28 protein-coding genes are annotated in these 23919 nt (G+C 63.1%); 8 read left to right on the top strand and 20 right to left on the bottom strand.

Annotated features, from left to right (window positions below; translation table 11 throughout):
- On the bottom strand, positions 1-1575 hold the full coding sequence (gene nikA / locus P3R38_RS14895) for a nickel ABC transporter substrate-binding protein (RefSeq protein WP_347176203.1): 1575 nt from the start codon (positions 1573-1575) through the stop codon (positions 1-3).
- Positions 1576-1662: 87 nt separating this feature from the next.
- Here nikA and nikR point away from each other — a divergent pair, with 87 nt between their 5' ends.
- Entirely contained in the window at positions 1663-2088 is a 426-nt protein-coding gene (gene nikR / locus P3R38_RS14890; protein ID WP_104881610.1) for a nickel-responsive transcriptional regulator NikR, read from the top strand.
- Positions 2089-2168: 80 nt separating this feature from the next.
- Here nikR and P3R38_RS14885 read toward each other — a convergent pair.
- Positions 2169-3025 (bottom strand): IS5 family transposase gene (locus P3R38_RS14885; protein ID WP_277686343.1). Its coding sequence is split into 2 segments (ribosomal slippage): positions 2169-2687 and positions 2690-3025, totalling 855 coding nucleotides; the frame shifts between segments, so codons are not numbered across the junction.
- A 1375-nt stretch (positions 3026-4400) separates the two neighbouring features.
- Here P3R38_RS14885 and P3R38_RS14880 point away from each other — a divergent pair.
- Both P3R38_RS14880 and P3R38_RS14875 read left to right on the top strand, forming a co-directional pair.
- Positions 4401-4676, top strand: a complete 276-nt coding sequence (locus P3R38_RS14880) for a DUF2790 domain-containing protein (protein WP_023381031.1) — start codon at positions 4401-4403, stop codon at positions 4674-4676.
- Positions 4666-5202, top strand: coding sequence for a thioredoxin family protein (locus tag P3R38_RS14875; RefSeq protein ID WP_027906759.1), 537 nt, complete (start codon positions 4666-4668; stop codon positions 5200-5202). The genes P3R38_RS14880 and P3R38_RS14875 overlap by 11 nt, the downstream gene beginning before the upstream one ends.
- Before the next feature lie 89 nt (positions 5203-5291).
- Here the strand turns inward: P3R38_RS14875 and P3R38_RS14870 are convergent, their stop codons facing one another.
- The 3 genes from P3R38_RS14870 to P3R38_RS14860 all read right to left on the bottom strand — a co-directional run bounded on the left by P3R38_RS14870 (position 5292) and on the right by P3R38_RS14860 (position 8287).
- Positions 5292-6140 carry a shikimate dehydrogenase gene (locus P3R38_RS14870; protein WP_023381029.1) on the bottom strand — a complete coding sequence of 283 codons (849 nt, stop codon included), beginning with the start codon at positions 6138-6140 and terminating at the stop codon, positions 5292-5294.
- Positions 6137-6586, bottom strand: a complete 450-nt coding sequence (gene aroQ, locus P3R38_RS14865) for a type II 3-dehydroquinate dehydratase (protein WP_023381028.1) — start codon at positions 6584-6586, stop codon at positions 6137-6139. The genes P3R38_RS14870 and aroQ overlap by 4 nt, the downstream gene beginning before the upstream one ends.
- A 135-nt stretch (positions 6587-6721) precedes the next feature.
- Positions 6722-8287: a winged helix-turn-helix domain-containing protein gene (locus P3R38_RS14860; protein ID WP_023381027.1), complete on the bottom strand. Its 1566-nt coding sequence runs from the start codon at positions 8285-8287 to the stop codon at positions 6722-6724.
- A 242-nt stretch (positions 8288-8529) separates the two neighbouring features.
- On the opposite strand from P3R38_RS14860, the gene P3R38_RS14855 reads away from it, so the two are divergent.
- Both P3R38_RS14855 and P3R38_RS14850 read left to right on the top strand, forming a co-directional pair.
- Positions 8530-9273 (top strand): SDR family oxidoreductase, encoded by a 744-nt coding sequence (locus P3R38_RS14855; RefSeq protein WP_023381026.1) that lies wholly within the window; start codon positions 8530-8532, stop codon positions 9271-9273.
- A 37-nt stretch (positions 9274-9310) separates the two neighbouring features.
- Positions 9311-9724 (top strand): cupin domain-containing protein, encoded by a 414-nt coding sequence (locus P3R38_RS14850; protein WP_023381025.1) that lies wholly within the window; start codon positions 9311-9313, stop codon positions 9722-9724.
- 3 nt (positions 9725-9727) lie between these two features.
- Here the strand turns inward: P3R38_RS14850 and P3R38_RS14845 are convergent, their stop codons facing one another.
- Positions 9728-10231 (bottom strand): CinA family protein, encoded by a 504-nt coding sequence (locus tag P3R38_RS14845; RefSeq protein ID WP_277686342.1) that lies wholly within the window; start codon positions 10229-10231, stop codon positions 9728-9730.
- A gap of 193 nt (positions 10232-10424) precedes the next feature.
- Between P3R38_RS14845 and P3R38_RS14840 the strand changes: the two genes are divergently transcribed.
- Positions 10425-10658 (top strand): PLD nuclease N-terminal domain-containing protein, encoded by a 234-nt coding sequence (locus P3R38_RS14840; RefSeq protein WP_023381023.1) that lies wholly within the window; start codon positions 10425-10427, stop codon positions 10656-10658.
- 225 nt (positions 10659-10883) lie between these two features.
- Here the strand turns inward: P3R38_RS14840 and P3R38_RS14835 are convergent, their stop codons facing one another.
- The 9 genes from P3R38_RS14835 to ligD form a co-directional block, all read right to left on the bottom strand.
- Positions 10884-11741, bottom strand: a complete 858-nt coding sequence (locus tag P3R38_RS14835) for an SDR family oxidoreductase (RefSeq protein ID WP_027906757.1) — start codon at positions 11739-11741, stop codon at positions 10884-10886.
- A gap of 134 nt (positions 11742-11875) precedes the next feature.
- A complete protein-coding gene (locus tag P3R38_RS14830; protein ID WP_027906756.1) occupies positions 11876-12289 on the bottom strand; it encodes a low affinity iron permease family protein in 414 nt (137 codons plus the stop codon).
- Positions 12290-12423: 134 nt separating this feature from the next.
- Complete coding sequence (locus P3R38_RS14825) at positions 12424-12759, bottom strand: stress-induced protein (RefSeq protein WP_277686341.1); 336 nt, start codon at positions 12757-12759, stop codon at positions 12424-12426.
- A gap of 173 nt (positions 12760-12932) precedes the next feature.
- Positions 12933-13592: a glycosyltransferase gene (locus P3R38_RS14820; RefSeq protein WP_023381019.1), complete on the bottom strand. Its 660-nt coding sequence runs from the start codon at positions 13590-13592 to the stop codon at positions 12933-12935.
- Positions 13589-14188, bottom strand: coding sequence for an SAM-dependent methyltransferase (locus P3R38_RS14815; protein WP_277686340.1), 600 nt, complete (start codon positions 14186-14188; stop codon positions 13589-13591). Before P3R38_RS14815 ends, P3R38_RS14820 begins: the two co-directional genes overlap by 4 nt.
- A 9-nt stretch (positions 14189-14197) precedes the next feature.
- Positions 14198-14953 (bottom strand): PIG-L family deacetylase, encoded by a 756-nt coding sequence (locus P3R38_RS14810; protein ID WP_023381017.1) that lies wholly within the window; start codon positions 14951-14953, stop codon positions 14198-14200.
- Complete coding sequence (locus P3R38_RS14805) at positions 14950-15990, bottom strand: acyl-CoA dehydrogenase (protein ID WP_023381016.1); 1041 nt, start codon at positions 15988-15990, stop codon at positions 14950-14952. The genes P3R38_RS14810 and P3R38_RS14805 overlap by 4 nt, the downstream gene beginning before the upstream one ends.
- Positions 15987-16235 (bottom strand): hypothetical protein, encoded by a 249-nt coding sequence (locus P3R38_RS14800; RefSeq protein WP_023381015.1) that lies wholly within the window; start codon positions 16233-16235, stop codon positions 15987-15989. The genes P3R38_RS14805 and P3R38_RS14800 overlap by 4 nt, the downstream gene beginning before the upstream one ends.
- Complete coding sequence (ligD, locus tag P3R38_RS14795) at positions 16235-18703, bottom strand: DNA ligase D (RefSeq protein WP_277686339.1); 2469 nt, start codon at positions 18701-18703, stop codon at positions 16235-16237. The genes P3R38_RS14800 and ligD overlap by 1 nt, the downstream gene beginning before the upstream one ends.
- A gap of 153 nt (positions 18704-18856) precedes the next feature.
- Here ligD and P3R38_RS14790 point away from each other — a divergent pair, with 153 nt between their 5' ends.
- The gene (locus tag P3R38_RS14790; protein ID WP_023381013.1) at positions 18857-19318 is read left to right on the top strand and encodes a hypothetical protein; all 462 of its coding nucleotides are present in this window, start codon (positions 18857-18859) and stop codon (positions 19316-19318) included.
- Positions 19318-19548, top strand: a complete 231-nt coding sequence (locus P3R38_RS14785) for a metallothionein (RefSeq protein ID WP_023381012.1) — start codon at positions 19318-19320, stop codon at positions 19546-19548. Before P3R38_RS14790 ends, P3R38_RS14785 begins: the two co-directional genes overlap by 1 nt.
- A gap of 49 nt (positions 19549-19597) precedes the next feature.
- On the opposite strand, the gene P3R38_RS14780 is transcribed toward P3R38_RS14785, so the two are convergent.
- From P3R38_RS14780 to P3R38_RS14760, 5 genes are read right to left on the bottom strand one after another with little or no spacing between them, the layout of a single operon-like run.
- A complete protein-coding gene (locus P3R38_RS14780; protein WP_023381011.1) occupies positions 19598-20026 on the bottom strand; it encodes a hypothetical protein in 429 nt (142 codons plus the stop codon).
- Between the two features lie 39 nt (positions 20027-20065).
- Positions 20066-21013: a lysylphosphatidylglycerol synthase domain-containing protein gene (locus P3R38_RS14775; RefSeq protein ID WP_104881622.1), complete on the bottom strand. Its 948-nt coding sequence runs from the start codon at positions 21011-21013 to the stop codon at positions 20066-20068.
- Positions 21010-22215 carry a cardiolipin synthase ClsB gene (gene clsB / locus P3R38_RS14770; protein ID WP_027906751.1) on the bottom strand — a complete coding sequence of 402 codons (1206 nt, stop codon included), beginning with the start codon at positions 22213-22215 and terminating at the stop codon, positions 21010-21012. Before clsB ends, P3R38_RS14775 begins: the two co-directional genes overlap by 4 nt.
- Positions 22212-22985, bottom strand: coding sequence for an endonuclease/exonuclease/phosphatase family protein (locus P3R38_RS14765; RefSeq protein WP_277686338.1), 774 nt, complete (start codon positions 22983-22985; stop codon positions 22212-22214). Before P3R38_RS14765 ends, clsB begins: the two co-directional genes overlap by 4 nt.
- Positions 22982-23899, bottom strand: coding sequence for a DUF72 domain-containing protein (locus P3R38_RS14760; protein WP_023381007.1), 918 nt, complete (start codon positions 23897-23899; stop codon positions 22982-22984). The genes P3R38_RS14765 and P3R38_RS14760 overlap by 4 nt, the downstream gene beginning before the upstream one ends.
- Between the last annotated feature and the right edge of the window lie 20 nt (positions 23900-23919).

The following is a 23919-nucleotide window of genomic DNA, read 5'->3' as shown; positions in this document are numbered from 1 at the left end:
TCAGGGCTCCTGCTTGGGTGTCATGGCCTCGAACGGCACATCGAACAGGGTGCTGCCGAACTGCACGTGGGCCACCGAATCACGACGCACGCTGATCGCGGTGAGGTGCGAGATTGGCAGATACACCGCCTGTTCGTGCAGGGTGGTGAGGATGAAACGGTACTGCTCGGCCCGTTGTTGCTGGTCGGTGCTGGCCAGCACCTGGCCGATGCGCTTATCGAGCTCGTCCTTGATCGCGAGGCCGCGTTGGGCCATGTAGTCGGCATGGCCGGCATAGCGCATGGAACTGATGAATGAATGCGGATCGTAAGGGGCGCCCCAGGTGTCGGCGAAGATCATGCCGAAATCACCGTCGCGCTGGCGGCGGACCAGGGCGCCTTCTTCCACGGCGCGCAGCTCGATATGGATACCGACCTTGGCCAGCTCGCCTTGCAGCACTTCAGCGAGGCTCTTCTGCAGGGCGCTTGTGCCGAGGAATACCAGCTCGATCGAAAGCGGCTCGCCGTTCTTGCTGCGCACGGACGCTCCGGGAGCGAGGGCCCAGCCTGCGGATTCCAGTGCCAGTATCGCTTGAGCCGGATCGTACGGATAAGGCTTCAGGCCGATGTCGGCGTACGGCATGTTGCTGGCGAACAACGTGTCGGCCTTGGGCTCTAGGCCGTAAAGGATCTTGTCGATGATCGCCTGTTTATCCACCGCCTCGTTGATCGCCTGGCGCACCGCTAGGTCGCGGGTGGCACCACGGCCGGTGTTCATGGCCAGGGTTCTGGTGGCAAGTGGGGCCGACAGCGCAGTGGCGTAGCCCAGTTCACCCAGTCGCACGAAGGTGGCAGCGGTGATTTCGCCAGCAGCGCCCTGGATCAACTCCACTTCACCCGCCTGCAATGCCAGGGCACGGCTGTTGGGGTCGGGTATGACCTTAACCATGACCTCGCCGTAGGCCGGCTCCGGCCCCCAGTACAGCGGGTTGCGCACGAAACGGTCGAATTCACCCAGACGTGATTCGGAACGTACCCAAGGCCCGGTACCGACGGGGTGCCCAGGCTCGGCGGTGGGCGCGCCGAAGCGCAGCGGGCGGACCTGGGCTAGCTCCATCAGGGTCGGGTAATAAGGATGCTTGAGCACCAGGCGCAAGGTTAGACGATCGGGTGCATCCACATAGTCGAGGGTGCTGACGAGCTCCATCCAGCGGTGGCGTTGACTGTTGGCCAGCACGTCATCCAGGTTGGCCTTTGCGGCAGCGGCGTCGAACGCGGAGCCATCGCTAAAGCGCACCCCGTCGCGCAGGGTGAAGGTATAGGTCTTGCCGTCATCGGAGACCTTCCAGGCTGTGGCCAGCCATGGCTCGACAGTACCTGCCTGGGTGTAGCGAACCAGCGGTTCGTACACCATCGCCTGGGCGTACATCTGATTGGGCGAGTAGCCGCGCGGGTCAAGCGGGCCAGCGTTGACGGGCCAGGAGTACACCAATCTCGGGCTTGACGCCGTGGTGTCGGCGGCCTGAGCGAAGGCGCTCGCCGCTAGGAAAAAGGTGCCCAACAGGGCGGGCTTTCGTTTGCCTGGCTGCTGCTTCACACTGCGTTCCCCACTTCGACGGAGGCCGTAGGCTAAAGAGCGGCGGGTATGATGTCTACGCAAAATCATCTTACTGGAAGTAACAAAATGCAACGGATTACCATCACGCTGGACGAAGAGCTGCTTGATCTCATCGATCGGCGGGTGGAAGTGCAGGGTTATCAAGGGCGCTCGGAGGCCATTCGCGACCTGTTGCGCAGCGGCCTGCGCGAGGCTGAGGCTTTGTCAGAAAATGTCCCATGTGTGGCAGTGGTCAGCTACCTGTACGACCACTCCACGCGTGAACTGCCAAAGCGCCTGAACCAGACTTTGCACGCCCACCATGATCTGACCCGTTCGACGTTGCACGTGCACCTGGACGCCGGCCATTGCTTAGAAGTCTCGGTGCTTCAAGGCCCAAGTGGGCGGATCGGCGAGTTGTCTCACCAATTGATGGTCGAGCGTGGAGTGGAACATGGGCAGGTGCAATTCATCCCAGCACCGCAGTCCTATCGGAGCCCCTCCGACGAATAGGCGAAAAGTTATAGGTCGATAGCGGTCAGTCGCGAATGGCGGCTATCGACCCCAAGCGGACATCAGTGATGCCTATGGCCCTAGGCTCTGTCTGAAAAAAGCCGTCGCATACACCGCATGACACAAGCCAGCGAGACCATTGCGGCATAACTTTTTGCGAGCTTGTCGAAGCGCGTGACGATTCGGCGGTTCTCTTTTAGCCAGCCGAACATGCGTTCGATGATGTTGCGCTGTAGATATTTTGGGCGGTCAAACAGTCTTGGCAAGCCGGGTTTGGGCTTGTGTTTCATTGAGCGCAGCGGAATGACCGGCTGCATCCGATATCGATCGCAGTAACGGCGCAAGGCCTCGGCGTCGTAGCCTTTGTCAGCCAGCAACCATTTGCATCGTTTGCGTGGACGACCACGCTGGTTTGTCGGGATGCTGACATCATCAAGTAACGGCTGGGCATAGCTGATGTCGCTGGCTTGGCCGCCGGAGAGAAGGAAGCGCAACGGTATCCCGTTGGCATCGCAGAGCATATGAATTTGGGTTGTCAGTCCGCCGCGACTGCGGCCTAGAGCGTGATCGGTAGGCTCGTCAGGCCCCCTTTTTTCCGCGCTCCAGATGAAGCACGGGTTGCTCGAACAGCGGTCGAATCGATCATCCAGGTGTGGGGATCGATCAAGCCTTTGTCATTGAGTCTGAGGTGCAATCGTCTGAGCATCTGATCGAATGTTCCGCGGTTTCGCCAGACCCGGAAGCGGTGATAGACCGTCGCCCAAGACCCGAAGCGCTCGGGCATATCTCGCCAGGCTGCTCCTGAGCACAGCACCCAGAGCACACCATCGAGCATCAAGCGATCACTGCTGCGGGGCCTGCCCCTGACGTGGGCTGCCGTAAAGAGATCGGCGACCACTGCCCACGCTTCATTCGAGAGTTCATAACGCTTTGCCATCACAGAATTCCTTTCCGCAGATGGCCGGCGACTGTACAGAACCCCGGCTGTTCCGGGGGCCACATTTCAGTTTCTTGGGATTTCAGACAGAGCCTAATGCGCGATATCCCAGACGCTACAAATTGCGACGTCAGTAGGCCGAGCGTAGGGCTTGCGCAGGGAGGTGACGGGCATGGATGCCCGTCAAGCGCTGCGGCCCAGGAGGGGCCGTTCAGCGCGGTCCTCCCGGGAGCAAGCCCGTAGCGAGGGAACCCCGAAGCGAAGCGTAGGGGCCGGATGATAGGAGCCAGCGGTTTTTGCCTACTTTTGCCCAAGAGCAAAAGTAGGTCGCCGTAAAGGCGAAAAGGTGAATGAGCGCCTCCATGGCGAATGGATATCCATTTGCCAAGGTGACGCTCAATCACCTTTCCGCTCTTACAGCGGGTCACTTTTTGGCAGACGCCCCAAAAAGTAACCAAAAAAGTCTGGCTCCTATCATCCGGCCCCTGCGCTGCGCTCCGGGGTTCCCTCGCTCCGGGCTTGCTCCGGGAGGACCGCGCTGAACGGCCCCTCCTGGGCCGCAGCGCTTGACGGGCATCCATGCTCGTCACCTCCCTGCGCAAGCCCTGCGCTCGGCCTCCTGAAGTCGCATTAGGTGGCGCCTGAACTACCGCGCGCTAGAAGCAAGAGCAAAGCGAAGCAAAAGAAAGTCCGCCTCGAATTTATAGTTTTAATGTTGAATGTGCGGCTGGTTTAGCTGTTGTTGTTCGGATTTGGTATTTCATGCTCCGCTTTTGCTTTTAATGCGCGATATCCCAGACGCTGCAAATTGCGACGTCAGTAGGCCGAGCGTAGGGAGGTGACGGGCATGGATGCCCGTCAAGCGCTGCGGCCCAGGAGGGGCCGTTCAGCGCGGTCCTCCCGGGAGCAAGCCCGTAGGCTCTGTACGAAAAGCCTTGATACTCGGTGATGCTGCGTTGAAAACAGCCTCGGAATGCTCATTTACAACCCGTAAACTCCGCTTCCTCGGCTGTTTTCGCCTTGCCTGACCTTCGTCTCAAGACGTTTCACACAGAGCCTAGGCATCGAAGTCGATGACGCATTGGAGATGGCAGAGCAGACGAGGGTCTTTCTCAAAATGCATACGTGACGTCCTGATGCCATTGTATCCGTTTGTACAAGATTGGCGCCCATCTCGGGTGCTGGATTATTCCTTAACATCATGTATTTAAAGGGTTTTATCTGATTTTTCAATGCGTCACTGTACCGGACTCAGATACAGGAAGAGGCATATAGCAACGTGCAACGACACATCCAGGATACCTGGCAGCGGTGAAATGGCTCTCGACCGGGGAGCAACACTCCCCACACCTGAACGTTGCACAGGAGAGATGCCATGAACTTCAAGACCTTCGCCAGCGCCAGCCTGTTCGCCGTGCTGAGCCTCGGCACTATCGCCGCCCAGGCCGCCACGGCACCGATGAGCGATGCCGGTGTCATGCAGTACCGCTACGGCGACACGCTCGATATCAAGAAAGTGCTGTCGGTACAGGACGACCAGGGCAATGCCTGCGGCCTGGTGAACACCCGCATGGACTACCTCGATTCGAAAGGTCAGCACCAGAGCGTGCAGTACCGTACGTACGCTACCGGCGGTTGCCATGAGAATTGATCGGCGCCACTGGCTGAAGATAGGCGGTGTGGCCCTGGCCTTGGTAGGCCTGGGCCTAGCCGCGAAGCCCTGGACCCATGACGATCTTGGGGCCATGCCGTCGCTGGCCGGTGCCAACCAGTGGCTCAACTCGCCACCGCTGGACGCCTCGGCGCTCAAGGGCAAGGTGGTGCTGGTGGATTTCTGGACCTGGGACTGCATCAACTGCCAGCGCAGCTTGCCGCATGTGAACGAATGGGCGCGCCAGTACGCCGACCAGGGGCTGGTCGTGGTGGGCGTACATACCCCGGAATACGACTACGAGCATGATGTGGGGACGCTCAAGTCGAAGGTTGCCAGCCTTGGTATCGAGTATCCGGTTGCGGTGGATAACGACTACAAGGTCTGGAATGCCTGGGGCAATCAGTTCTGGCCCGCCCATTATTTCGTCGATCGCAAGGGGCAGGTGCGGCATGTGCACTTTGGCGAGGGTGATTATGACGGTCAGGCGCGGGTGATCAGGGCGTTGCTGGATGAGAAGGGCTGATGGCAATGTGTCGGCTTTCATCGCCGGCAGCCGGCACCTACCGGGTTGGCGCGGGTGCCGGCTTGCCGACGATGAAGGGGGCGGCCGATTCAGCTGAAGCTGGCGAAATGCGCTTGCATCCGTCCCGCATCGGCCTGGCGCCCGGTGAACAGCTCAAAGGCCTTCACCGCCTGGAACACGGCCATGTTGCTGCCATCGAGCGTACGGCAGCCCAGCGCCCGTGCTGCGCGCAGCAGTTCGGTCTCCAGCGGGAAGTAAATGATTTCCGCCACCCACAGCCGCTCATGCAGTAGCTCTACAGGCAGTGGGGTGCCCGGCAACTTGGCCATGCCCACGGGCGTGGTATTCACCAGGCCATCGGCCTCGGCCAGCGCGCTAGCCAAGTCCGTACCTACCACCGCACGGCCCGCGCCGAAGTGCGCGTTGAGGTTGTCCACCAGCGCTTGTGCGCGGGCAGCATCGACCTCGAACAGCACCAGTCGCTCGACCCCTTCACCCAGCAGGGCATGGGCCACCGCCGATCCTGCACCACCGGCACCCATCTGCACCACCTGGCGTCGTGAGACGTCGGGCAACCCACGGCGCAGACCTTCGGCGAAGCCCAGGCAGTCGGTGTTGTGTCCCACCCGCTTGCCGTCCTTGAGCACCACGGTATTGACCGCGCCGATGCCGCGCGCTTCATCCGACAGCTCATCGAGCAGTGGCAGAATCGCCTGCTTGAACGGGTAGGTGATATTGAGGCCGGTGAAGCCTGTGAGTTGCGCCGCCTCAAGCAATTGCGCCAGCGCACTGTCCTGGACGTCCAGCTGGTCGGCGTCGATCAGGCGATACAGGTAACGCAGGGCTTGGGCATCACCTTCGTGCTCGTGCAGGGCAGGGGTGCGCGACAGTTGAATACCACGGCCGATCAGTCCGGCAAGGATGGCTTGCTGATTCATGCTGCCTGCTCCTGCAACAGTTCCGCGAAGTGACTCAGGGCCAGGCGATAGCCCTGGCTGCCAAGGCCACAGATCACACCGACGGCGATGGACGAGACGAATGAAATATGGCGGAACGGTTCGCGCTTGTGGACATTCGACAGGTGCACCTCGATTACCGGCAATTCGCTGGCGACCAAGGCGTCGCGGATAGCCACCGAGGTGTGGGTCCAGGCGCCTGGATTGATCAGAATGCCGTTGCAGCGGCCACGGGCGGCATGAATCCAGTCGATCAGCTCACCTTCATGGTTGGTTTGGCGAAACTCCAGGTCCAGGCCCAGTTCCTGGGCGCTGTCAGCACAACCCTGGGCGAGGTCGGCGAGGGTTTCACGACCGTATTGGGCAGGTTCACGGGTGCCCAGCATGTTCAGGTTGGGGCCGTTGAGTACCAGGATGAGGGGCTTCATAGCAGCATCACTTTGTTGTTTTTGGATGTGCTTATGTTTGTACCAGGTGGTTAATTACGTCAATTCGAAGCGCTGCCCCGCGTGGAAAAGTGTGCGATTATCGAACCCCAAACGCGCGATGCCCTGATCGGGCGATCATTCTGGCAGCCCGGCGAGCCTCAGGCCCTCGGCAAACAGTGCCAAGTCCTCGTCGCGATGAATTGGCATCCACTGGCGCAACGCCGAAACCCGCAACCCAGGGTCCTGTTCGCGTAAGCGCAGCATGGCTTTGTACGCGCTGTCCATGCGCCCGCTCAGCGCATGGCTGGCGGCCAGCAGGGCCACCGCCGCAAGCAGGCTGGGCAGATTCCCCAGTGCCTTCTCCGCCCACTCCACCGCCTCGTCAAAGCGCCCAGCAAAGAAATGCGCCAACGACATGCCCACCTCCATGCGGAACATTTCGGGGTCCAGCGGGCTCAGCCGTGCCGCGTGGTTGAGGTTGTCGATGGCGGTCTGCGTCTCACCCCGCAGTACCCGCAGCATCCCGCCCAGGAACCAGGCAGGCGCCAGGTTGGGATTGAGCAGGCGCGCCCGATCGAGCAGGGCGATGCCACCGTCCAGGTCACCTGCCAGGTGCCCGAGGGCATGCCCACCGCGGGTGAGCGCCACGGCATCGTCGCGGCCAAGCTCCACGGCCAGGCGCGCCAGGCGCGCACCCTCGGCGATTTCCTGGGTACGATCACCCATCCAGCCGTTGAGCTTGCGCCAGAAGTAGCACCAGGCTGCCATGCCATAGGCCGAGGCGAAATCAGGGTCCCGTTCGATGGCCTGGTAGAACAAGGGCAGCGCCTGGTCGACGGCCTCGCGGGTGCCGTTGTGCAGCTTCGCCGTGCCGCGAAGGTAGTAATCGTAGGCGCACAGGCTGTCGGTCGGCTTGCGTTTGGCACGCTCGATCTCGGCCCGTTCCAGCTGTGGGGCGATGGCGCCCACCACGCTTTCAGCCATCTGGTCCTGCAGCTCGAACAGGTCGTCTAGCCGTCCCTCGAAACGCTCGGCCCACAGGTGCTCGCCGGTGGTGGCGTCGATCAGCTGGCCCGTGATGCGCAGCCGTTTGTCAGCCTTGCGCACGCTGCCTTCGAGGACGTAGCGCACGCCCAGGGCCTGGCCGACCTGTTGCACGTCGACACGCTGGCCCTTGAAGGTGAAGCTTGAGTTGCGGGCGATGACGAACAGCCAGCGGATGCGCGACAGGGCGGCGATGATGTCCTCGACCATGCCATCGGCGAAGTAGTCCTGTTCGGGGTCGCCGCTGAGGTTCTGGAACGGCAGCACCGTGATCGAGGGTTTCTCGGGGAGGCTGGGCCCGACAGGGGCGCTCACAGGCCCGGTGGGAACAGGCGCTTCGGTGCTGCAGGCTTCGCGGACCCGGGCCACGAAGCGGTAGCCCTTGCGCGGCACGGTGCGCAGCAGACGTTGTTCCTCACCGGTATCGCCGATGGCTTTGCGCACGGCATTGATATGGCTGGTGATGGTCGACTCGGAGACGATCTTGCCGTTCCACACGCGGGCCAGCAATTCATCGCGGCCCAGCACCCGGTCGCGGTGGCTGACCAGTTGCAGCAGCAGGTCGAACACCTGCGGGCCGATGGTCACGGCCTGTCCGCGCTGAGTCAGCTCCCGACGCTGCTCGTCGAGCACATAGTCGTCAAACTCGAATGGCACGTGATGTCCTCGCGCGCGCCCTAGGCTCGGTGTCCGAGGCGACTGTTCATGGGGGTTGTTCGATGATACGGCAGCGCATCGCCGGCTGCACATGCTTGGGCGCGGTTTGAACGGTTTGGACGCAAATTCAAGCGTGCCTGGAGGCAAATCCAGCCTGCCAGCAAGGCTTTTGCCGCGGCGACGGCACACACTGCATGCCTGACGACGGCAAAGGTTGCGGTCGAGCACGCGGAGAGAGCGCCATGAAAATCGTGGTCATCGGAGGCACCGGTCTCATTGGTTCCAAGCTTGTCAACGGCCTGCGCGAGCGAGGCCATCAGGCCGTCGCCGCAGCACCGAGCACAGGGGTGAACAGCATCACCCGCGAGGGGCTGGCCGAAGCGATGAACGGGGCGGATGTGGTGGTGGATGTCGCCAACGCGCCGTCCTGGGAGGACCAGGCCGTACTCGCGTTCTTCGAGACGTCCACCCGTAACCTGTTGGCCGCCGAGAAGGCGGCAGGGGTCGGACACCATGTCGCGCTGTCGATCGTGGGCAGCGAGCGGTTGCCGGAAAACGGCTATTTCCGTGCCAAGGTCGCTCAAGAGGCGCTGATCGAGCAGTCTGGGGTGCCCTACACCGTGGTGCGCGCCACCCAGTTTTTCGAGTTCGTCGAAGGCATTGCCCAGTCGGGAGCGGTGGGTGAGGAGATTCGCCTGTCACCGGCACTGTTCCAACCCATGGCGGCGGACGATGTGGTTGAGGCGCTCACCGACGTCGCGCTGGCGGCGCCAGCCAATGGCACGCTGGAGATCGCCGGTCCCCAAGCCACTCCGCTGGATGAGTTGGTACGCCGTTTCCTGCGGCTCAAAGGCGATGCGCGCAAGGTGGTGGCGGACGTCCACGCACGCTACTTCGGCGCCGAACTCGATGACAAGTCGCTGACCCCTGGCAAGGGGGCGCGGCTTGGCAAGACACGCTTTGAAGACTGGCTGGCGCGCCAGTGAACCCATGCAACCCCTACCGAACAGAAGGAGCTTCGCCATGTTCAGTCGCACTCTCCTGGTCGCCGCGTTCACCGCGCTGACCCTCACCCCGGTACTGGCCGCCGAACGGCCGGTCAGTAAAGTCACCGTGGTCTTTGACCACCCACTGCCGAACGTGCCGGGCAAGAGCATGCGCGGGGTGATCGTCGATTATGCCCCGGGCGCCGCGTCCCCAGCCCACCGACACCCGAAATCCGCGTTCATCTATGCAACGGTGCTCGAAGGTGAAGTACGCAGCAGTGTGAATGGTGAACCAGCCAAGGTCTACAAACCCGGTGAAAACTGGTACGAGGCGCCAGGGGCGTTTCATGGTGTCAGCGCCAACGCCAGCGACAGCAAGCCCGCCAAGCTGATGGCCGTGTTCGTGCTCGACAGCAGCGAGACAGTGTTGGTGACGCCGAGCGAGAAGTAAGCCTCAGGCGCGCTCGCCGCGAAGCCAGCGCTGGTGGTAGTGCGCGAGCCGGGTCAGCCCGAATAGCGCGCCTTGCTGCATGACCTTGGAGCGATCTCCGAAGAACCGCTGGGTTCGTGTGAAAACAGCCACGGGTTCCCCGGCGAATGCCCAGGCAAAGCACAGGGTGCCTGGCGCAACACCGTCCTGTGGCTCGGGCCCGGCCACGCCAGTGGTGGCGATGACCACATTGGCGTCGCTGTCGCGCAGGGCGCCCAGGGCCATTTCCCATGCCACTGCCTCACTGGTGAGGCCGTATCGTTCGATGGTCCTGGGGGCGACGCCGAGCAAGCGTTTCTTGGCAGTCGGGGAATAGACCACATACCCGCTTTCGAGTACTTCTCCGGTGCCGGGCACTGCCGCTAACAAGGCCACCATGCAACCCGCCGTGCAGGACTCAGCTGTGGTCAGGATCAACCGATGATCCTTGAGATAGCCGAGCGTGGCCAATACAGGTTCGGTTTCCATCAGGGGATCGACTCGTCTGTTGTTGTGCGGTGGACGCCATCCAGGGCTATTTGGTTCAGCGTTCGTTGGCCCCGATCATCCCTTGCATACGGATCGGCCTGAACTTGTTGCCACTGGCGGCTTCCTCTGTGTAATAGGCAGCAATCGCTGCACAGCGATGCGGCCAGTTGCGCACAAAGAAGGAGAGCGCGCCATGAATGCCCCTGTGACTTATTTCTGGATTGCCGTCGCCGTGATCATCCTGCTGGTCGACCTCTGGGCAATCGTGAGTGTTTTTCGTAGCGACAAGTCAGATACGACCAAGGTGGTGTGGTCCTTGATTCTCGTGGCGCTGCCGATAGTCGGGCTCGCCCTCTGGGGCGTGGCCGGGCCGCGCGGAATCAAGCGCGGCACCGGACCAACGTCCCCCGAACACAGCAAGGGATAGGAGTGCAGCATGAGCAAGGCAGACCCGTCGCAAAACACTGACACCCAGCAAAACCCCAAAGGCGAGCAGGAGAGGGATAACGACGCACTACGTCCAGACGGCTCGACGGGCACCTCCCACGACTCCACCGCTCAGAAAGCCGCGCGTGGACAGGGTCGACCCAAACGCTGAAATGGGCCCTGTGGTTGGGTGGCAAGGCTCGCCGCAAAGGCGAGCCTGCGTTTCTCACAGGATCGGTTTACCCCCGGTGACAGCATAGCGCGACCCGCTGATGTAGCTGGCTTCATCCGAGCCAAGCAGCACGTAGATTGGTGCGACCTCGACAGGCTGACCTGGCCGCCCCATGGGATAGCCAGAACCGAAGTTCCTGACAGCTTCGTCCGGCATTGTGGCCGGGATCAGGGGCGTCCATATCGGGCCTGGGGCTACGCTGTTGACGCGAATCCCACGCTTGGCGAGCAGCTGCGCCAACCCAGCCGTGAAGTTGGCAATGGCACCCTTGGTGGTGGCATAGGGCAGTAGTTTTGGCGAGGGGTCGTCGGAGTTGACCGAGCTGGTATTGATGATCGAGCTGCCCTCGGGCATGGAAGGCAAGGCCGCCTGGCAAATTCGGAAGATGGCGGTGATGTTGGTGTCGAAGGTCTTCACCCACTCGTCATCGTCGATTTCTTCGAAGGTCTCGTGGGACATCTGGAACGCCGCGTTATTGACCAAGATATCGATTCGACCGAACTGCTTGACGGTCTTCTCGACGATGTCACGGCAAGTTTGCTTTTGGGACAGGTCTCCCGGCAGCAGCAGACATTGTCGACCGGCGTTCTCCACCCAGCGCGCGGTTTCCTTGGCGTCTTCGTGTTCGTCGAGATACGCGAGGGCAACGTCGGCGCCTTCGCGGGCATAGGCGATGGCCACAGCCCGGCCAATACCGCTATCGGCTCCGGTGATCAACGCCACCTTCCCGCTCAGTCTATCGTGACCGGTATAGGACTGCTCGCCACAGTCGGGATACGGGTCCATTTTTCGTTGCGAACCTGGCACGTTTTGCGGTTGGGAGGGAAAGGGGGGAGTAGGGTAGGGGTGCATGGTAAAAACTCCTGCGGTTGAGAAGGCTCATACCTGTTCGAAACACCGGCCCGCGGCGCGTTGGCTCCGATGTGCAGTCGACTCGACGAGTGGTACTCCCCCGGCCGCCGGCTACAGCGCGACGGCGCCTGGGATCAGCGCTGCGCGTCGTCGCCAGCTGCATCCCGGGGTGGCGCCTCAGGGCTGTCTGTTTCGTTTTCACCCTGGCAGCCCATGGCCTGGTAAGCTTCGCGCAGCTTGTGGATCTGCCGGTTGTCCAGGTCCTCGAGGTCCAGCACCGAGCGTTGAGCCGATTTCGTGGCGCGGATGAGCTCGTCGAGCTTCACATGAATGATGTCGTTGTCGCGGTTTTGGGTGTTCTGGATAAGAAAGACCATCAGGAAGGTAATGATCGTCGTCGACGTATTGACGATCAGTTGCCAGGTATCGTTGTAGTGAAACCATGGTCCGGTTGCAGCCCACAGGGCGATCAGCAATAGAGCGGTGAAGAAGGTGCTCGGTTTACCGGCATGGTGGGAAAGCCATTGGCAGAACTGCGCGAATTTCATGGTGTTGACTCCACGAGGATCTACAGAATCTGACCTCCGTGGGAGCGCTGAGTCTTATTTTTCGGACTGTGCGGCGATGGCATGTCATGCGTAGGCCCAGTGCCAAGGCGATCCTTCGCCTCGGCCTACGTGGTTTAGCGGTTGTCGTCGGTCATGCCGCTGTCTTCGTCCTGGACGGTTTGTGAGTTGTCTTCCATGTCCTGGGGACGACGATTGTCGGATTGGGTGTCGGCCCCGTGCCCACCTTTTGCGCCTTGCTGATTCGCACCGCTCGCACGCTCAAGGTCGCCACGCTGTTTGTCCTCCCACGATCCCTGGCCGCCCTGCTGCCGCTCTTCAGGCCTGCCTCCGGTCGTTTGGCCACCTTTTTGTCCTGCCTCGGACGTGCGGCCAGGGTCGTTGGCGCGGCTGCCCTGGGCGTTCTGGGAGGTACCACCTTGCTGTCCACTTCTATCTTGTTCGTTAGCCATGGTCTTGAACCTCGTTTGTTCACACAGAAAAGACTGTGTTTACGTGTGAGATCAGGCAGCAGGCGATTGCTCCACTCACTTTCGAACGAGCAGACAGGGTGCACGAAATACCCAGCGCTCAATGGGTTGCGTCGTAAAAGCCGGGGTCTTGCGCAGACCCTGGCGCGCCGTCATCACAGCTGACGTTCCAAGCGAGTGAGGTAGTCGGCGAAGCCGCCCTTCGCCCGGCCATCCCGCCGGCTGCTGGTCGCCACGCTGTGTTCTGCGGTCCAGACGATCTGCGCGCCACTGGCTTCCAGCGCCAGCACCAACTGCACATCCTCATGGGCCGGTAGCGGTTGGAAACCGCCGACGTGCTGATAGGCCTCGGTACACACGCCGAGGTTGGCTCCGTGAATATGCCGATGACCCTCCAGGGCCTGGTAGCCGCTACGGTACAGCTCGCGCAGCGCGTGACTGTGCCAGGGGTGCCAGCGCTCGATGTGCACCGTGCCGCAGACCACATCGGCATGCCATTGCAGTTGCGACACCAGCCAGTGCTCCGGAACGCGGCTGTCGGCATCGGTGAATGCCAGCCAGCGGGCGCCCCGGGCGATCATCCGCGCCGCGCCCGCTCGCCGGGCAATGCCGACATTACCGGCTTGCAGTGCAAGGGTTTGCACGCCATGGCGGTGGGCGATAAGCGCACTGGTGTCGCTGCAGCGGTCCAGCACCACCAGCACCTCGACGGCAAGTCCAGCCGCTTCAGCGCGTGCAGCCGCAGCCTTGATCGCCCTTAGGCAGCGTCCCAGGCGCCGGGCCTCGTTGTGGGCGGGTACAATGACGGCGATCATTGGCAGCGCTCTTGCAGGTCCACCACGCTGGGCTGGCATGACCAGTATTCGAGCAGAAAGTCCGCCTCTTCGTGGCGCACCAGGGGGTAGAGCGGTAGGTGACGGGCCAGCAGGGCGTGTACCTCGCGACCATCTTGCGGACAACCGGCGATAGGATGGCGCCAGTGGCAGGCGAGCAACCCCCCCTCGTTGGCAAGGCTCGCCACCGATTGTTCGATCACTTGCAGCCAGTCGGTCGGGTCTAGGTAGTAGCCGATCTCGCTCAGTACCACCAGGTCGAATGTCCCGCCTGGCCAGTCGCCCGGCAAGTGCCCCTGTTCGACCAGGGCGTGGGGTGCGCCCGTCAGGCGATGGCGAGCCAGGGATACGGCGGTGCTGTCGATGTCCTGGCACAGCAGGCTGGCGCAGCGTTCGGCCAACAGCACGCTGAGCTCGCCGTTGGCGCAGGCCGGTTCGAAGATGTGCGCGTAGCACTGGCGAGGCAGGCAGGCCATCACCAGGTCACGCTTGCGGCGCTCGTACCAGCGGGTGCGGAAGGCCCATGGGTCATCGCTGGCGGCATACAACTCGGCGAAGTACTGCGCGTCGAGGCTCATGGCGACTCCTTATAGGAAAAGCAGTTCGAAGGGTTGCAGTAGGCATGTCTGCAAAGGCGCTGGCAGCACTGGAGGACGATCGCCATCGGGCTGCAGTTGGCTGGCGTGCGCGGCCAAGGCCTCCCGCTTGCGTGCCAGGCGTGCTTCGTCCACCTGCAGGCGATGCGCCCGAGGCCAGGGCAGGCGAGGGTCGTCAGGCTCGGCCCAGTGCCAGGCCCACACCGGCGCTTCGGCCAGTTGTGCCCGGCGCGACAGGGCTGCCCGCGCACCGGCGCGGCCAGCGGCCTCATGGTCGCAGTGGCCGTCGCCGCGCCAGGTGGTCAGCAACAGGTCGTCGGGTTCCAGTAGCTGCTCCAGGTGGTTGACCAGGAAGGCTTCATCGCGCGGCAGGGCTCCGTCCTTGAGGTTGAGCCGTCGCCAGTCAAGGCGGGTGAGGTCCAGGTCCAGGTGCTGCAAGGCATGTCGACTCTCCAGCGGGCGCTGGTGACGCAAGCGGTGCTCGGTCCAGTACGCGGAATCGCGGTGGCTGCCCTCACCATTGGTGGCGGATATCAGCACCAGCTCGTTTTCGCGCCCGCGAAAGCTCGCCAGCAGCCCGCCCGCCATGAGGATTTCGTCGTCTGGATGCGGCGCCAGCAGCACCAGGCGCCGGCCAGGAGGGCACAGCTGCTCGGGCGTCAGCCAGCTCGCGCGTGCCAGGTGCGCGGAATGCTGCCATTCACTCCACGGCGTGCCGGAGGCTGCCTGAATCAAGTTTTCGCTCATAAGTGCCATGCTCCTGGCGGAAGGTGGGTCACTTGCCGGCCCAATTCGGCCAAGTCTCGTTCGGCGTGGCTTTGACGCAGGTAGACCGGGAGGTCCGCGCTGAGCCGGGCGAAGTGGCTGCTATGACAGAACGGCGTAGCGCCCAGTGCCCGGCCAACGTGGTGAATGACCTGTTCGACCGCCTGCTCGACCTGGGCGCGGGTACGGCGCACCTCGACGCTGGCGTCGGCCTGGGGGTGCCTGTCTATCCAGGCCGCGCATTCGCGAAGCGCGGCGCGGGCCCCCTGCAAGGCGGCATCGACCGCTCCCAGGTGAGCGTCGGCGTGCGGATCGGGCCGAGGCTTGCGGCACTGTTCGCGCAGGTACTCGGCCAGCGCCTCGGCCGCACCGTACCAACAGGCCGCGATGCCTGCGCCGCCGTGCCAGAAGCCCGGTCGCGACAGGTATTGACCCGGCAAGCCGACGGCCAGCCCCGGCGAGTCGTCGAATGTGACGGTGACACTGGCGGTATGGGCCATGCCCACGGCTTGCCAGTGATCGGCCTGAACCTGCTGGCTGGGGTGCGCCATCTCGATGACGACCAGCTGTGGCTGGTCGTGTGCCCAGGCGGTGATCAGCGCACGGTCGATTTGCAGCGCGCCCGAACACCAGGCCTTGCGGCCTTGCAGGCGTACCTGATCGCCAGTGCGCTGGACGATGTGGGTCCGGGCATTCGGCGGTTCGGCCGCCCAAACGCCCCAGATGCCCATTTGCGTAAGCTGCGCCGCGCCACATTCGGCAAGGATCGCCAGGGCATCGGTATGGCCTTCGTAGAGTTTCGCCAGACCTAGATCGCAAGCCGCCACCCGCGCCAGGGCTTGCCAGCGTTGCAGGGTCTTGCCTTGGCCTGGGAGCGGCAGCAAGTCCAGGTGGTCGGCCTGCAAGGCATGCAACAGCGCTGGCAGCGAACCTGCCAGGTCGATAGGGCGCGGTCGTGCGCCGAAGCGCTGCAGCAGCCGGTCGAGATGGCCTGGGTCGAAATCCGGGTCGAGACTCATGGGCTGCTCCCTCCTTGCACATTCTTCTTCCACCCCCGCAGGTTCATGGCGCACAGACAGAACTGCAGGACGATCAATGCCCAGGCTTGCACCTGCCAGCCCCATGCCACCCAGAGCACGTTGCTGCCAATGAAGCAGCAGAATCCCATGCGTCGCCGACGGGGTTGGCGCGAGCCGATGCACCAGGCCGCTGCGAGCGTGAGCAGCATCGCCGGCCATTGCAGCAGGTCGATCAGCCCCCCCATCAAGCGAGCCCCAGTTGCTTGCGCATGCGTGCGGTGATCGACTGCCGGGTCTTGCTCATCTCGGCCCACGGGTCGTCCACCTGCGCCAGCCGTTCGTGCAGGTTGCCGATGTTCCATTGGTTGGCCCCCTTGAGCTGCGTCAATTCCTCGCGCCAGATCGGTACCGACACCGGCAGGCCTTCGCGCGCGCGCAGCGAATAGGCGGCCACGGTGGTGGCGCCTTTGCCGTTGCGCAGGTAGTCGATGAAGATCTTACCCACCCTGTTTTTGGGCCCGGACACGGCGCTGAGCCGATCCGGGAAGAGGTTCGCCATGTGTTCGACGATAGCGTGACTGAACTCCTTCACGTGCTCCCATCCGGCTCTGCGGGTCAGCGGCACGACCAGGTGCATGCCCTTGCCGCCACTGGTCTTGAGGAACGTCTTCAGGCCCAACTCATCGAGCAGGGTGAGGGTCAGCTGGGTGGCCTCGAGCATGGCTTTCCACGGCAGTGCCGGGTCAGGGTCCAGGTCCAGGACGAAGCGGTCGGGGCGGTCGAAGTCCTTGTCGGTGGCGTTCCAGGTGTGAAGTTCCAGCATGTTCATCTGCACCGCTCCCAGCAGGCTGTCGGCGCGGTTGAGCACCATCGCCGCCTGGCCGGCTTCGGCCTTGCTGTAGCTGACGACATGGGGAATGTGCAACTGACCGGCGTTCTTCTGAAAGAACAATTCACCGTCAAGACCGTCCGGTGCGCGAACCAGCGCCACGGGACGGTCCTTGAGTTGTGGCAGCAGCCAGTCGGCGACCTGTGCGTAGTACTGCGCGATCTGGCGTTTGGTGGTGCCGCTGGTCGGGTCGATGACACGTTCGGGGTGGGTGAGGCGTAATTTGCCCAGCCCGTTCGGCTGAGCCGTCGTTGCGGTCTTGGCGGGCACGGCGCGCTCCAGGTCGATGGCGGTTGCAGGCTTGTCGTCGCGCAGGCCGTGGAATACCGAGTGGCGCACGATGCCGCTGCGGGTCATCTGGGCGTAGGCGACCTCGGCCAGCAGGCGCGGTTTTAGCCAGTGCACGCCGCGGGCATCGGCCCCGGTCGGCGGCTTGGGCAAGGGTGGCGTGGCGGTCTGAAGTGGTTTCAGACGGTCGCGGATGCTCGCCAGGGTGGCGGCGCTGAAACCGGTGCCTACCTTGCCGGCGTAGCGCAACTGGCCGCTGTCTTTGTCGTGCAGGGCCAGCAGCAGGGCGCCGAAGCCGTGACGGCTGCCTTTGGGATCGGTGTAGCCAACGATCACGAATTCCTGGCGCTGCTTGCACTTGAGCTTGATCCAGTCGCTGCTGCGCCGGCTCATGTAGACGCTGTCGGCACGTTTGCCGATCAGGCCTTCCAGTCCGAGCCGGCAGGCGCTGGCGAGCAGTGAGTCGACCGGTTGGTTGAAGTCCTCGGAAAACTTAAGCGTGTCCGATGTGTTGTGCTCAAGCAGTTTGGCCAGGGTTGCCCGGCGGTCTTGCACGGGCAGTTCACGCAGGTCCTTGCCGCTCAGGTACAGCAAGTCGAACAGGTAATAGGTGATGTTGTCGTCGTGTTCGGTGTCGAAGGCGTTCTGCAGGGCCTGGAAGTCGGTGCCGCCGTTCTCGTCGACCACTACCATCTCGCCATCCAGCCAAGCCGAATCGAGCCCGAGCGCCTTGAGTGCCTCGACCTGGCGCGATAGCTTGGCGCTCCAGTCGTGACCATTGCGGGTGAACAGGCGCACATCGTCTGCGTCGATGCGGGCCAGGATGCGGTAGCCATCGAACTTCACTTCATAGTGCCAGTCGCCGCTGGGGGGCGAATCGACCAGGGTGGCCAACTGGGGTTGAAGCTTGTCCGGCAGGGCGCTGGGTTTGGCCTTGCGCCTGGGCTTGGCGGGTCTGGCGTTGGTCGGGCGCCGCGGCAGCAGGGTACGGTCGCTGAGCACGCTGTCCGGCAGGGCCTCGACGATGCTGTAATCGGCTTCGCTGCGGGCCTGGTCGTCATGGGACTTGACCAGCATCCACTGCTCTTTCTTGCCGGCCAGATGGGTGCGGAACAGGTTCCAGACACCCGACAGCTTCTCGCCTTGCAGGGCAAAGCGCAGCTTGCCTTTGGCATAGGCTTCGCGCGGGTCGCCCTCGGGCTCCCAGATGCCCCGATCCCAGACGATCACGTCCCCGGCACCGTAGTGTCCCTCGGGGATGTGGCCTTCGAAATTGGCGTAGTCCAGCGGGTGATCCTCCACATGCACAGCCAGGCGCCGGACCTTGGGGTCGAGTGAGGGGCCCTTGGGGATCGCCCAGCTTTTCAAGGTGCCATCGAGTTCCAGGCGAAAGTCATAATGCAGGTGGCTGGCGTCATGCTTCTGAATGCAGTACTGCAGCCCATGGGCGGGGCGTGCGCGTGCGCGCTTGCCAGCCGGCTCGGGGGTGGCGTTGAAGTCGCGCTTGCGCTGGTACTCCTGCAGGGGCTTGGCCATGGCGGGCTCCGAAACGATTCGCGGGTCTCTAGAGTGGGAGAGGGCGCAGGAACGGGGAGTTCCAAAAAAAGCGAGGCGCGCACAGCCAGAAACTCTGAATCATTTACCCATGAGGGTAGTCGACCGAATGAAGCCCACAGACGGAGAACCCTCATGGCTACACCCGATGACCCAAGACCTCAGGTCGAAATAGACGACACCGAAGACCGTATGGGCAGTGTCCATGAACTGGATTTCAGCGAGCGCCGCGATGAGCGCAGGGGTCGCATCGGCGACGAGCGTCCGGCGCGGGAGGTGCACGAGGACTATCCGCCCCGGCGCGTCGCCGAAAGCGGCATGACCGGTGGCGAAGCCCTCAGTGACAGCCTGCACGAGGACAATGTCACCCTCGATGACCTGAGCCCCGATACGCTGCTGGACGAAACTGGCGCCCGCGATCCCCATGAGCCGGGGACGGGGGGCGGCCCGGCGGACAAGACCTTGCGTCAGGTCCAGGCCCATGAAATTGGCGGTGGCATTGGTTTGGACGAGGCTGAACTGGCGCGCTCGGCACCCTTGGACGGCGAGCCGTGGACCGATGAAGTCACACCTGAAGACGACCGGAGAGCGCCCTGATGAACGAGCAACGCTGTTCCTGCAACCCTTGTTCCTGCACCGTCGACGCCAATGCCGTGGTCCAGGATGGCAAGGCCTACTGCTGTGAAGCGTGCGCGACGGGTCACCGTAACGGTGAGCCTTGCCGCGTGGCCGAATGCAAATGTGGCGAAGCCACCCAGCCAAAGGAAAGCAGCGTCGATAACGCCCTGGATGAAACCTTCCCGGCGAGCGACCCGATCTCACCTTGAGGCGCGGCGCGGGGCAAGCCGTGTACCGGTTCGCCCCGCCCTGATCACCTCAGTGAGTCTGCCAGATACCATTGTTGCGCTCGCAGTCACTGCGCGCCTGGCCAAGGCTTGGGGTGTCGTAGTAGTAGGTGATGATCCGCGCATCCTTCGGCACCTGCGGGCGGGTCGAGGGTTCATCGCGCCCCGCGGCGTCCGGGTTGGCCAAGGTCTCCTGAGTCAGCGGCGCGATGCAACTGCCAACGCTGCCGTCGCTGCAGCGCTCGACCTTGCGCTTCTGGCTGTTGAGCATTTCCTTGCTTTCATTGCTGCAAGACCAGGCAATCGCTTCGGAAGGCATGTTGCCGAAGGTGTAGCAGGTACGTTGTTGCACCGGTTTGACCGCTTCGCTGGAAGACCGGGTGACCACCTCGCAGCCTTCGGCCAGCGCATCTCCGCTGGCCAGGGCGCCCAGCAGTGCCACACACAATAAGCATCGCATGATGTACCTCCCGGGCCAGACGGCCCATCGACGCTTGCCTCAGGCCTGCCCGGCCTGCTGGCGCAGGGTCCTGGCGCGCTTTTCCAGGATCAGGTAGGTGATCACCGCCAGCACCAGCGGTATCAGGTAGTACAACGTCCGATAGCCCAGCAGGGCGGCTACCAGCGTGCCTTGGCCGAGTTGACCGTGCAGCAGGGCAAGGAACACCGCCTCCAATACCCCTAGCCCGGCCGGAATATGCGCAACCACGCCGGCCAGGCAACTGATCAGCAATACACCCAGTACCGAGGGGTAGAACAGCTCAGGTGGCAGCAACAGATGAATCAGCGCCGCCATCAGGGCCCAGTTGCTGGCGCCGAGCACCAGTTGGCACACCGCCAGGCGCAGGCTCGGCAAGGCGATCTCATGCCCTCGCAGGTGCCACGTCCGGCGCTTGGCGAAGGCGCAGGCAAGCAGATAGACCACCGCGATCGCTACCATGAGCACGCCCACCAGGCGCAGGCCGAGGGTACCCAGTGCCCAGCTTTCAGGCAGTTTGACCAGGCTCAAGGCGAACACCGTGCCGGCCAGCAGCATATAGCCCATCCAATTGGTGAGCAGGCCCAGGGTCAGTATGCGCGTGATGGTCGCCGTATCCAGTCCCAATCGACTGTACAGGCGGTAGCGCAGGGCCACACCGCCAACCCAGGTGGTGAAGTTGAGGTTGAACGCATAGCAGACGAACGCCACTGGCAGTACCTGTCGGGCTGGCAAGTGGTGGCCGGTGTAGGCACGGGCCAGCAGGTCGTAGCTGGCGAACACCAGGTAGCTGCACAGTGCCAGTAGCAGGCCAAGGGCCAGGGTCGAGGGCCGGTAGGCCAGCAGTGACTGGCGAACTTCGGACCAGTCCAGGTTGCGCGCCAGGGTGAACAGCAGTACCGGGATCAGCACCACGAACAGCAGCGTCAACAGACGCTTGCCCCAGGTCTTCCAACGTTGCCCGCTCATCCGGTTTTGCCTCCGCGGTAATCCACCGGCGCCGTGAGGTCCACTTGCACGGACTGCAGGCGCTGGCGGTGTGCCGGGAACCAACCGGCGATGCGCGGGAAGTAGCGAGTGATATGGAAGCCGAGGAAAATCAGCGGCGCACGCCACCAGTAGCCGCGTACCATCCGTTCGAGGGTCACGGTCTTGCAATGCTTGCTGGCCAGTTCGCTCAGGTGCTCGTGCAAGCCATGGTTGAACGCACGATCGCGGATCAGCAGGTTGGCTTCGAGATTGAACGACAGGCTCAGCGGGTCAAGGTTGCTGGAACCGACGGTGGACCAGTGGTCGTCCACCAAGGCCACCTTGCCATGCAGAGGCCGCTGGCAGTACTCGCGGATGCGCACATTGTCGCGCAACAAGTAGTTGTAGAGCAGGCGCGATAGGCTACGAACCCAGCGCATGTCCGGTTGGCCCTGAAGAATCAGGGTGACGTCAACGCCGCGCCGTGCGGCGTTGCGCAGTTCGCGCAGCAGGCGATAGCCGGGGAAGAAGTAGGCATTGGCAACGATGATGCGGTGCTTGGCCTCGCGAAAGGCCTGCAGGTAGCACACCTCGATATCGTTGCGGTGGTGACGGTTGTCGCGTTCCACCAGCAAGGCACTGGCGGTGCCGGCAGGGGGGCTGGCCGAGGGCAACTGGCTGATGCTTTCGAGCACGGGCGCAAGCAACCGGCAACTGGATGCATGCACCTGCGCCACCACCGGGCCTGCGACCTCCACGGCATAGTCCTGCTTGGCTTGCGGCCCGAAGTCGCCCAGGTGGTCGGCGCTGTAGTTGATGCCGCCGAGGAAGGCGCGCTGACCGTCGATGACCACCACCTTGCGGTGCAGGCGGCGGAACAGGTTGGTGCGCATGCCGGCCAGCTTGGGCTGGGGATCGAACGCATGGAAGCGCACCCCGGCCTCGGTCATGGAGGAAATGAAGTCATCGGGCAGGTCGGCGGTGCCATAGCCGTCCACCGCCACCTCGACCCGCACGCCTCGTCGGGCCGCGTCGATCAGCGCCTGACGCAGGGACTGGCCGACCTTGTCGTCGAAGATGATGAAGGTTTCCAGCAGGATCTCGTGCCGTGCCTGGGCCATGGCCTCGAACACCCGAGGGTAATATTGCTCGCCGTTGATCAGCAGTTCGACGTGGTTGCCGTCGCTCCAAGTGTGTTTCACAGGGTCACCTCCGCTACCAGGGGGGCATGGTCGGAAAGATGCGACCAAGGGTATCGGGACAGCACCCGCGGTTCGCTGGCCTTGGCATTGCGCAGGTAGATGCGATCCAGGCGCAGCAGCGGCAGGCGGGCAGGGAAGCTGCGCGCCGGTTTGCCAAAAGCTTCGGCCAGGTGCCCGGACAGCAGTGCATCGGCCCTCAGTCGCCAGTCGTTGAAGTCACCGGCGACGATGACCGGCTCGTCCGCTGGCAGGCTGTCGAGCAACCCCAGGAGCAGGCCGACCTGGCGCTGACGGTGCTCCTCGCGCAAACCCAGGTGCACGCAGATGGCGTGCATTCGCTCATGGCCGGGCACTTCCAGTTGGCAATGCAGCAGGCCGCGCTGCTCGTTGCCGTGGATCGACACGTCGAGATTGTCGTAGGCGCGGATCGGAAACTTCGACAGCAGGGCATTGCCATGGTCGCCATGGGGATAGACCGCATTTCGACCGTAGGCGAACTCAGGCCACATGCTGTCGGCGAGAAATTCGTACTGGGGTTCCTGCGGCCAGGTTGGATGGCGCTCGGCATGCCACTGATGGCTGCCATGCACTTCTTGCAGGAACACGAGGTCGGCACCGGTAGCGCGCACGGCTTCGCGAAGCTCAGGGAGGATGAAGCGGCGGTTGAACAGGGTGAAGCCTTTATGCACGTTCAGGGTGAGCACTGTCAGGCGATGCACCGCGCTCGCCTCGTCGATCACGCAGCTTGCGGTAGGTAGGGTCCGGTTCATGACTGCACCTGCGGTTCGACGCCAGGCTCGGTCACAAGCTCACCGTCCAGGCCGAGTTTACCCAGCAGGCGGCGCGCATCGTACGGGGCATGCACCTTCTGGTCGTTGTCGAAATAGCAGTACACATCGCGAGAGGCGCGTCTGGCCGGTGCGCGCTGCATCACCAGCTCGGCATCATCTGGCTGGCTACCGGCAGCCCAGGCCTCGATACGCAAGCGCCAACGGCGCAGGGCTTTGGCGGTGTAGCCACTGCTGTAGAGTTCGACATCGCCGTGCAGGCGCAGGTAGACGAAGTCGGCGGTGACATCCTCGACGTACGGCCATTTGCCGGCGCTGTCGGCCACTACCAGGGCCACCTTGTGTCGACGCAGCAGGTTGATGAAGGTGTCGCACAGGAAGCTTGGGTGACGGATTTCCACGGCATGACGGAGCCGGGCATTGCCGCCAATGGCGGTACCGCCATTGTCCTTGAGGCGCGCGGCAGCTTGCCCTGCGCATTCGCGGGCAGCCTTGCGATCACGGGGCAACTTGCCGAGGAAGTCGCTGAAACGCTGGGCGTCGAATTTCAGCGTGGCGGGAAACTGCCACAGGAATGGGCCCAGTTTGTCGCCCAGCAACAACGGGCCGGACGCGAAGAAGTTGGCAAGCGCCTCGTCGATGTCGCGCAGCCTGCGCACATGGGTGATGTAGCGCGGCGCCTTGACCGAGAACACGAACCCGTCCGGTGTCTGGTCACGCCAATGGCAATAGCGTTCCGGTGTCTGCAACGCATAGAACGAGCCATTGATCTCGATGCTGTTGACCGCCCGCGAGGCGAACGCCAGTTCATCGTCCTGGCGCAGCCCCTTGGGGTAGAAGTCCTTGCGCCATGGACCATAGCGCCATCCGGAAATACCAATGCGAATCTCGCTCACGCCAGCTCCCCTGCATTCGT

It is taken from the genome of Pseudomonas sp. NyZ480 (genome assembly GCF_029537255.1).
Classification (GTDB): domain Bacteria; phylum Pseudomonadota; class Gammaproteobacteria; order Pseudomonadales; family Pseudomonadaceae; genus Aquipseudomonas; species Aquipseudomonas taiwanensis.
Note: the sequence above shows the minus strand (reverse complement) of the source record. Positions and strands in the feature narration are given on the sequence as shown.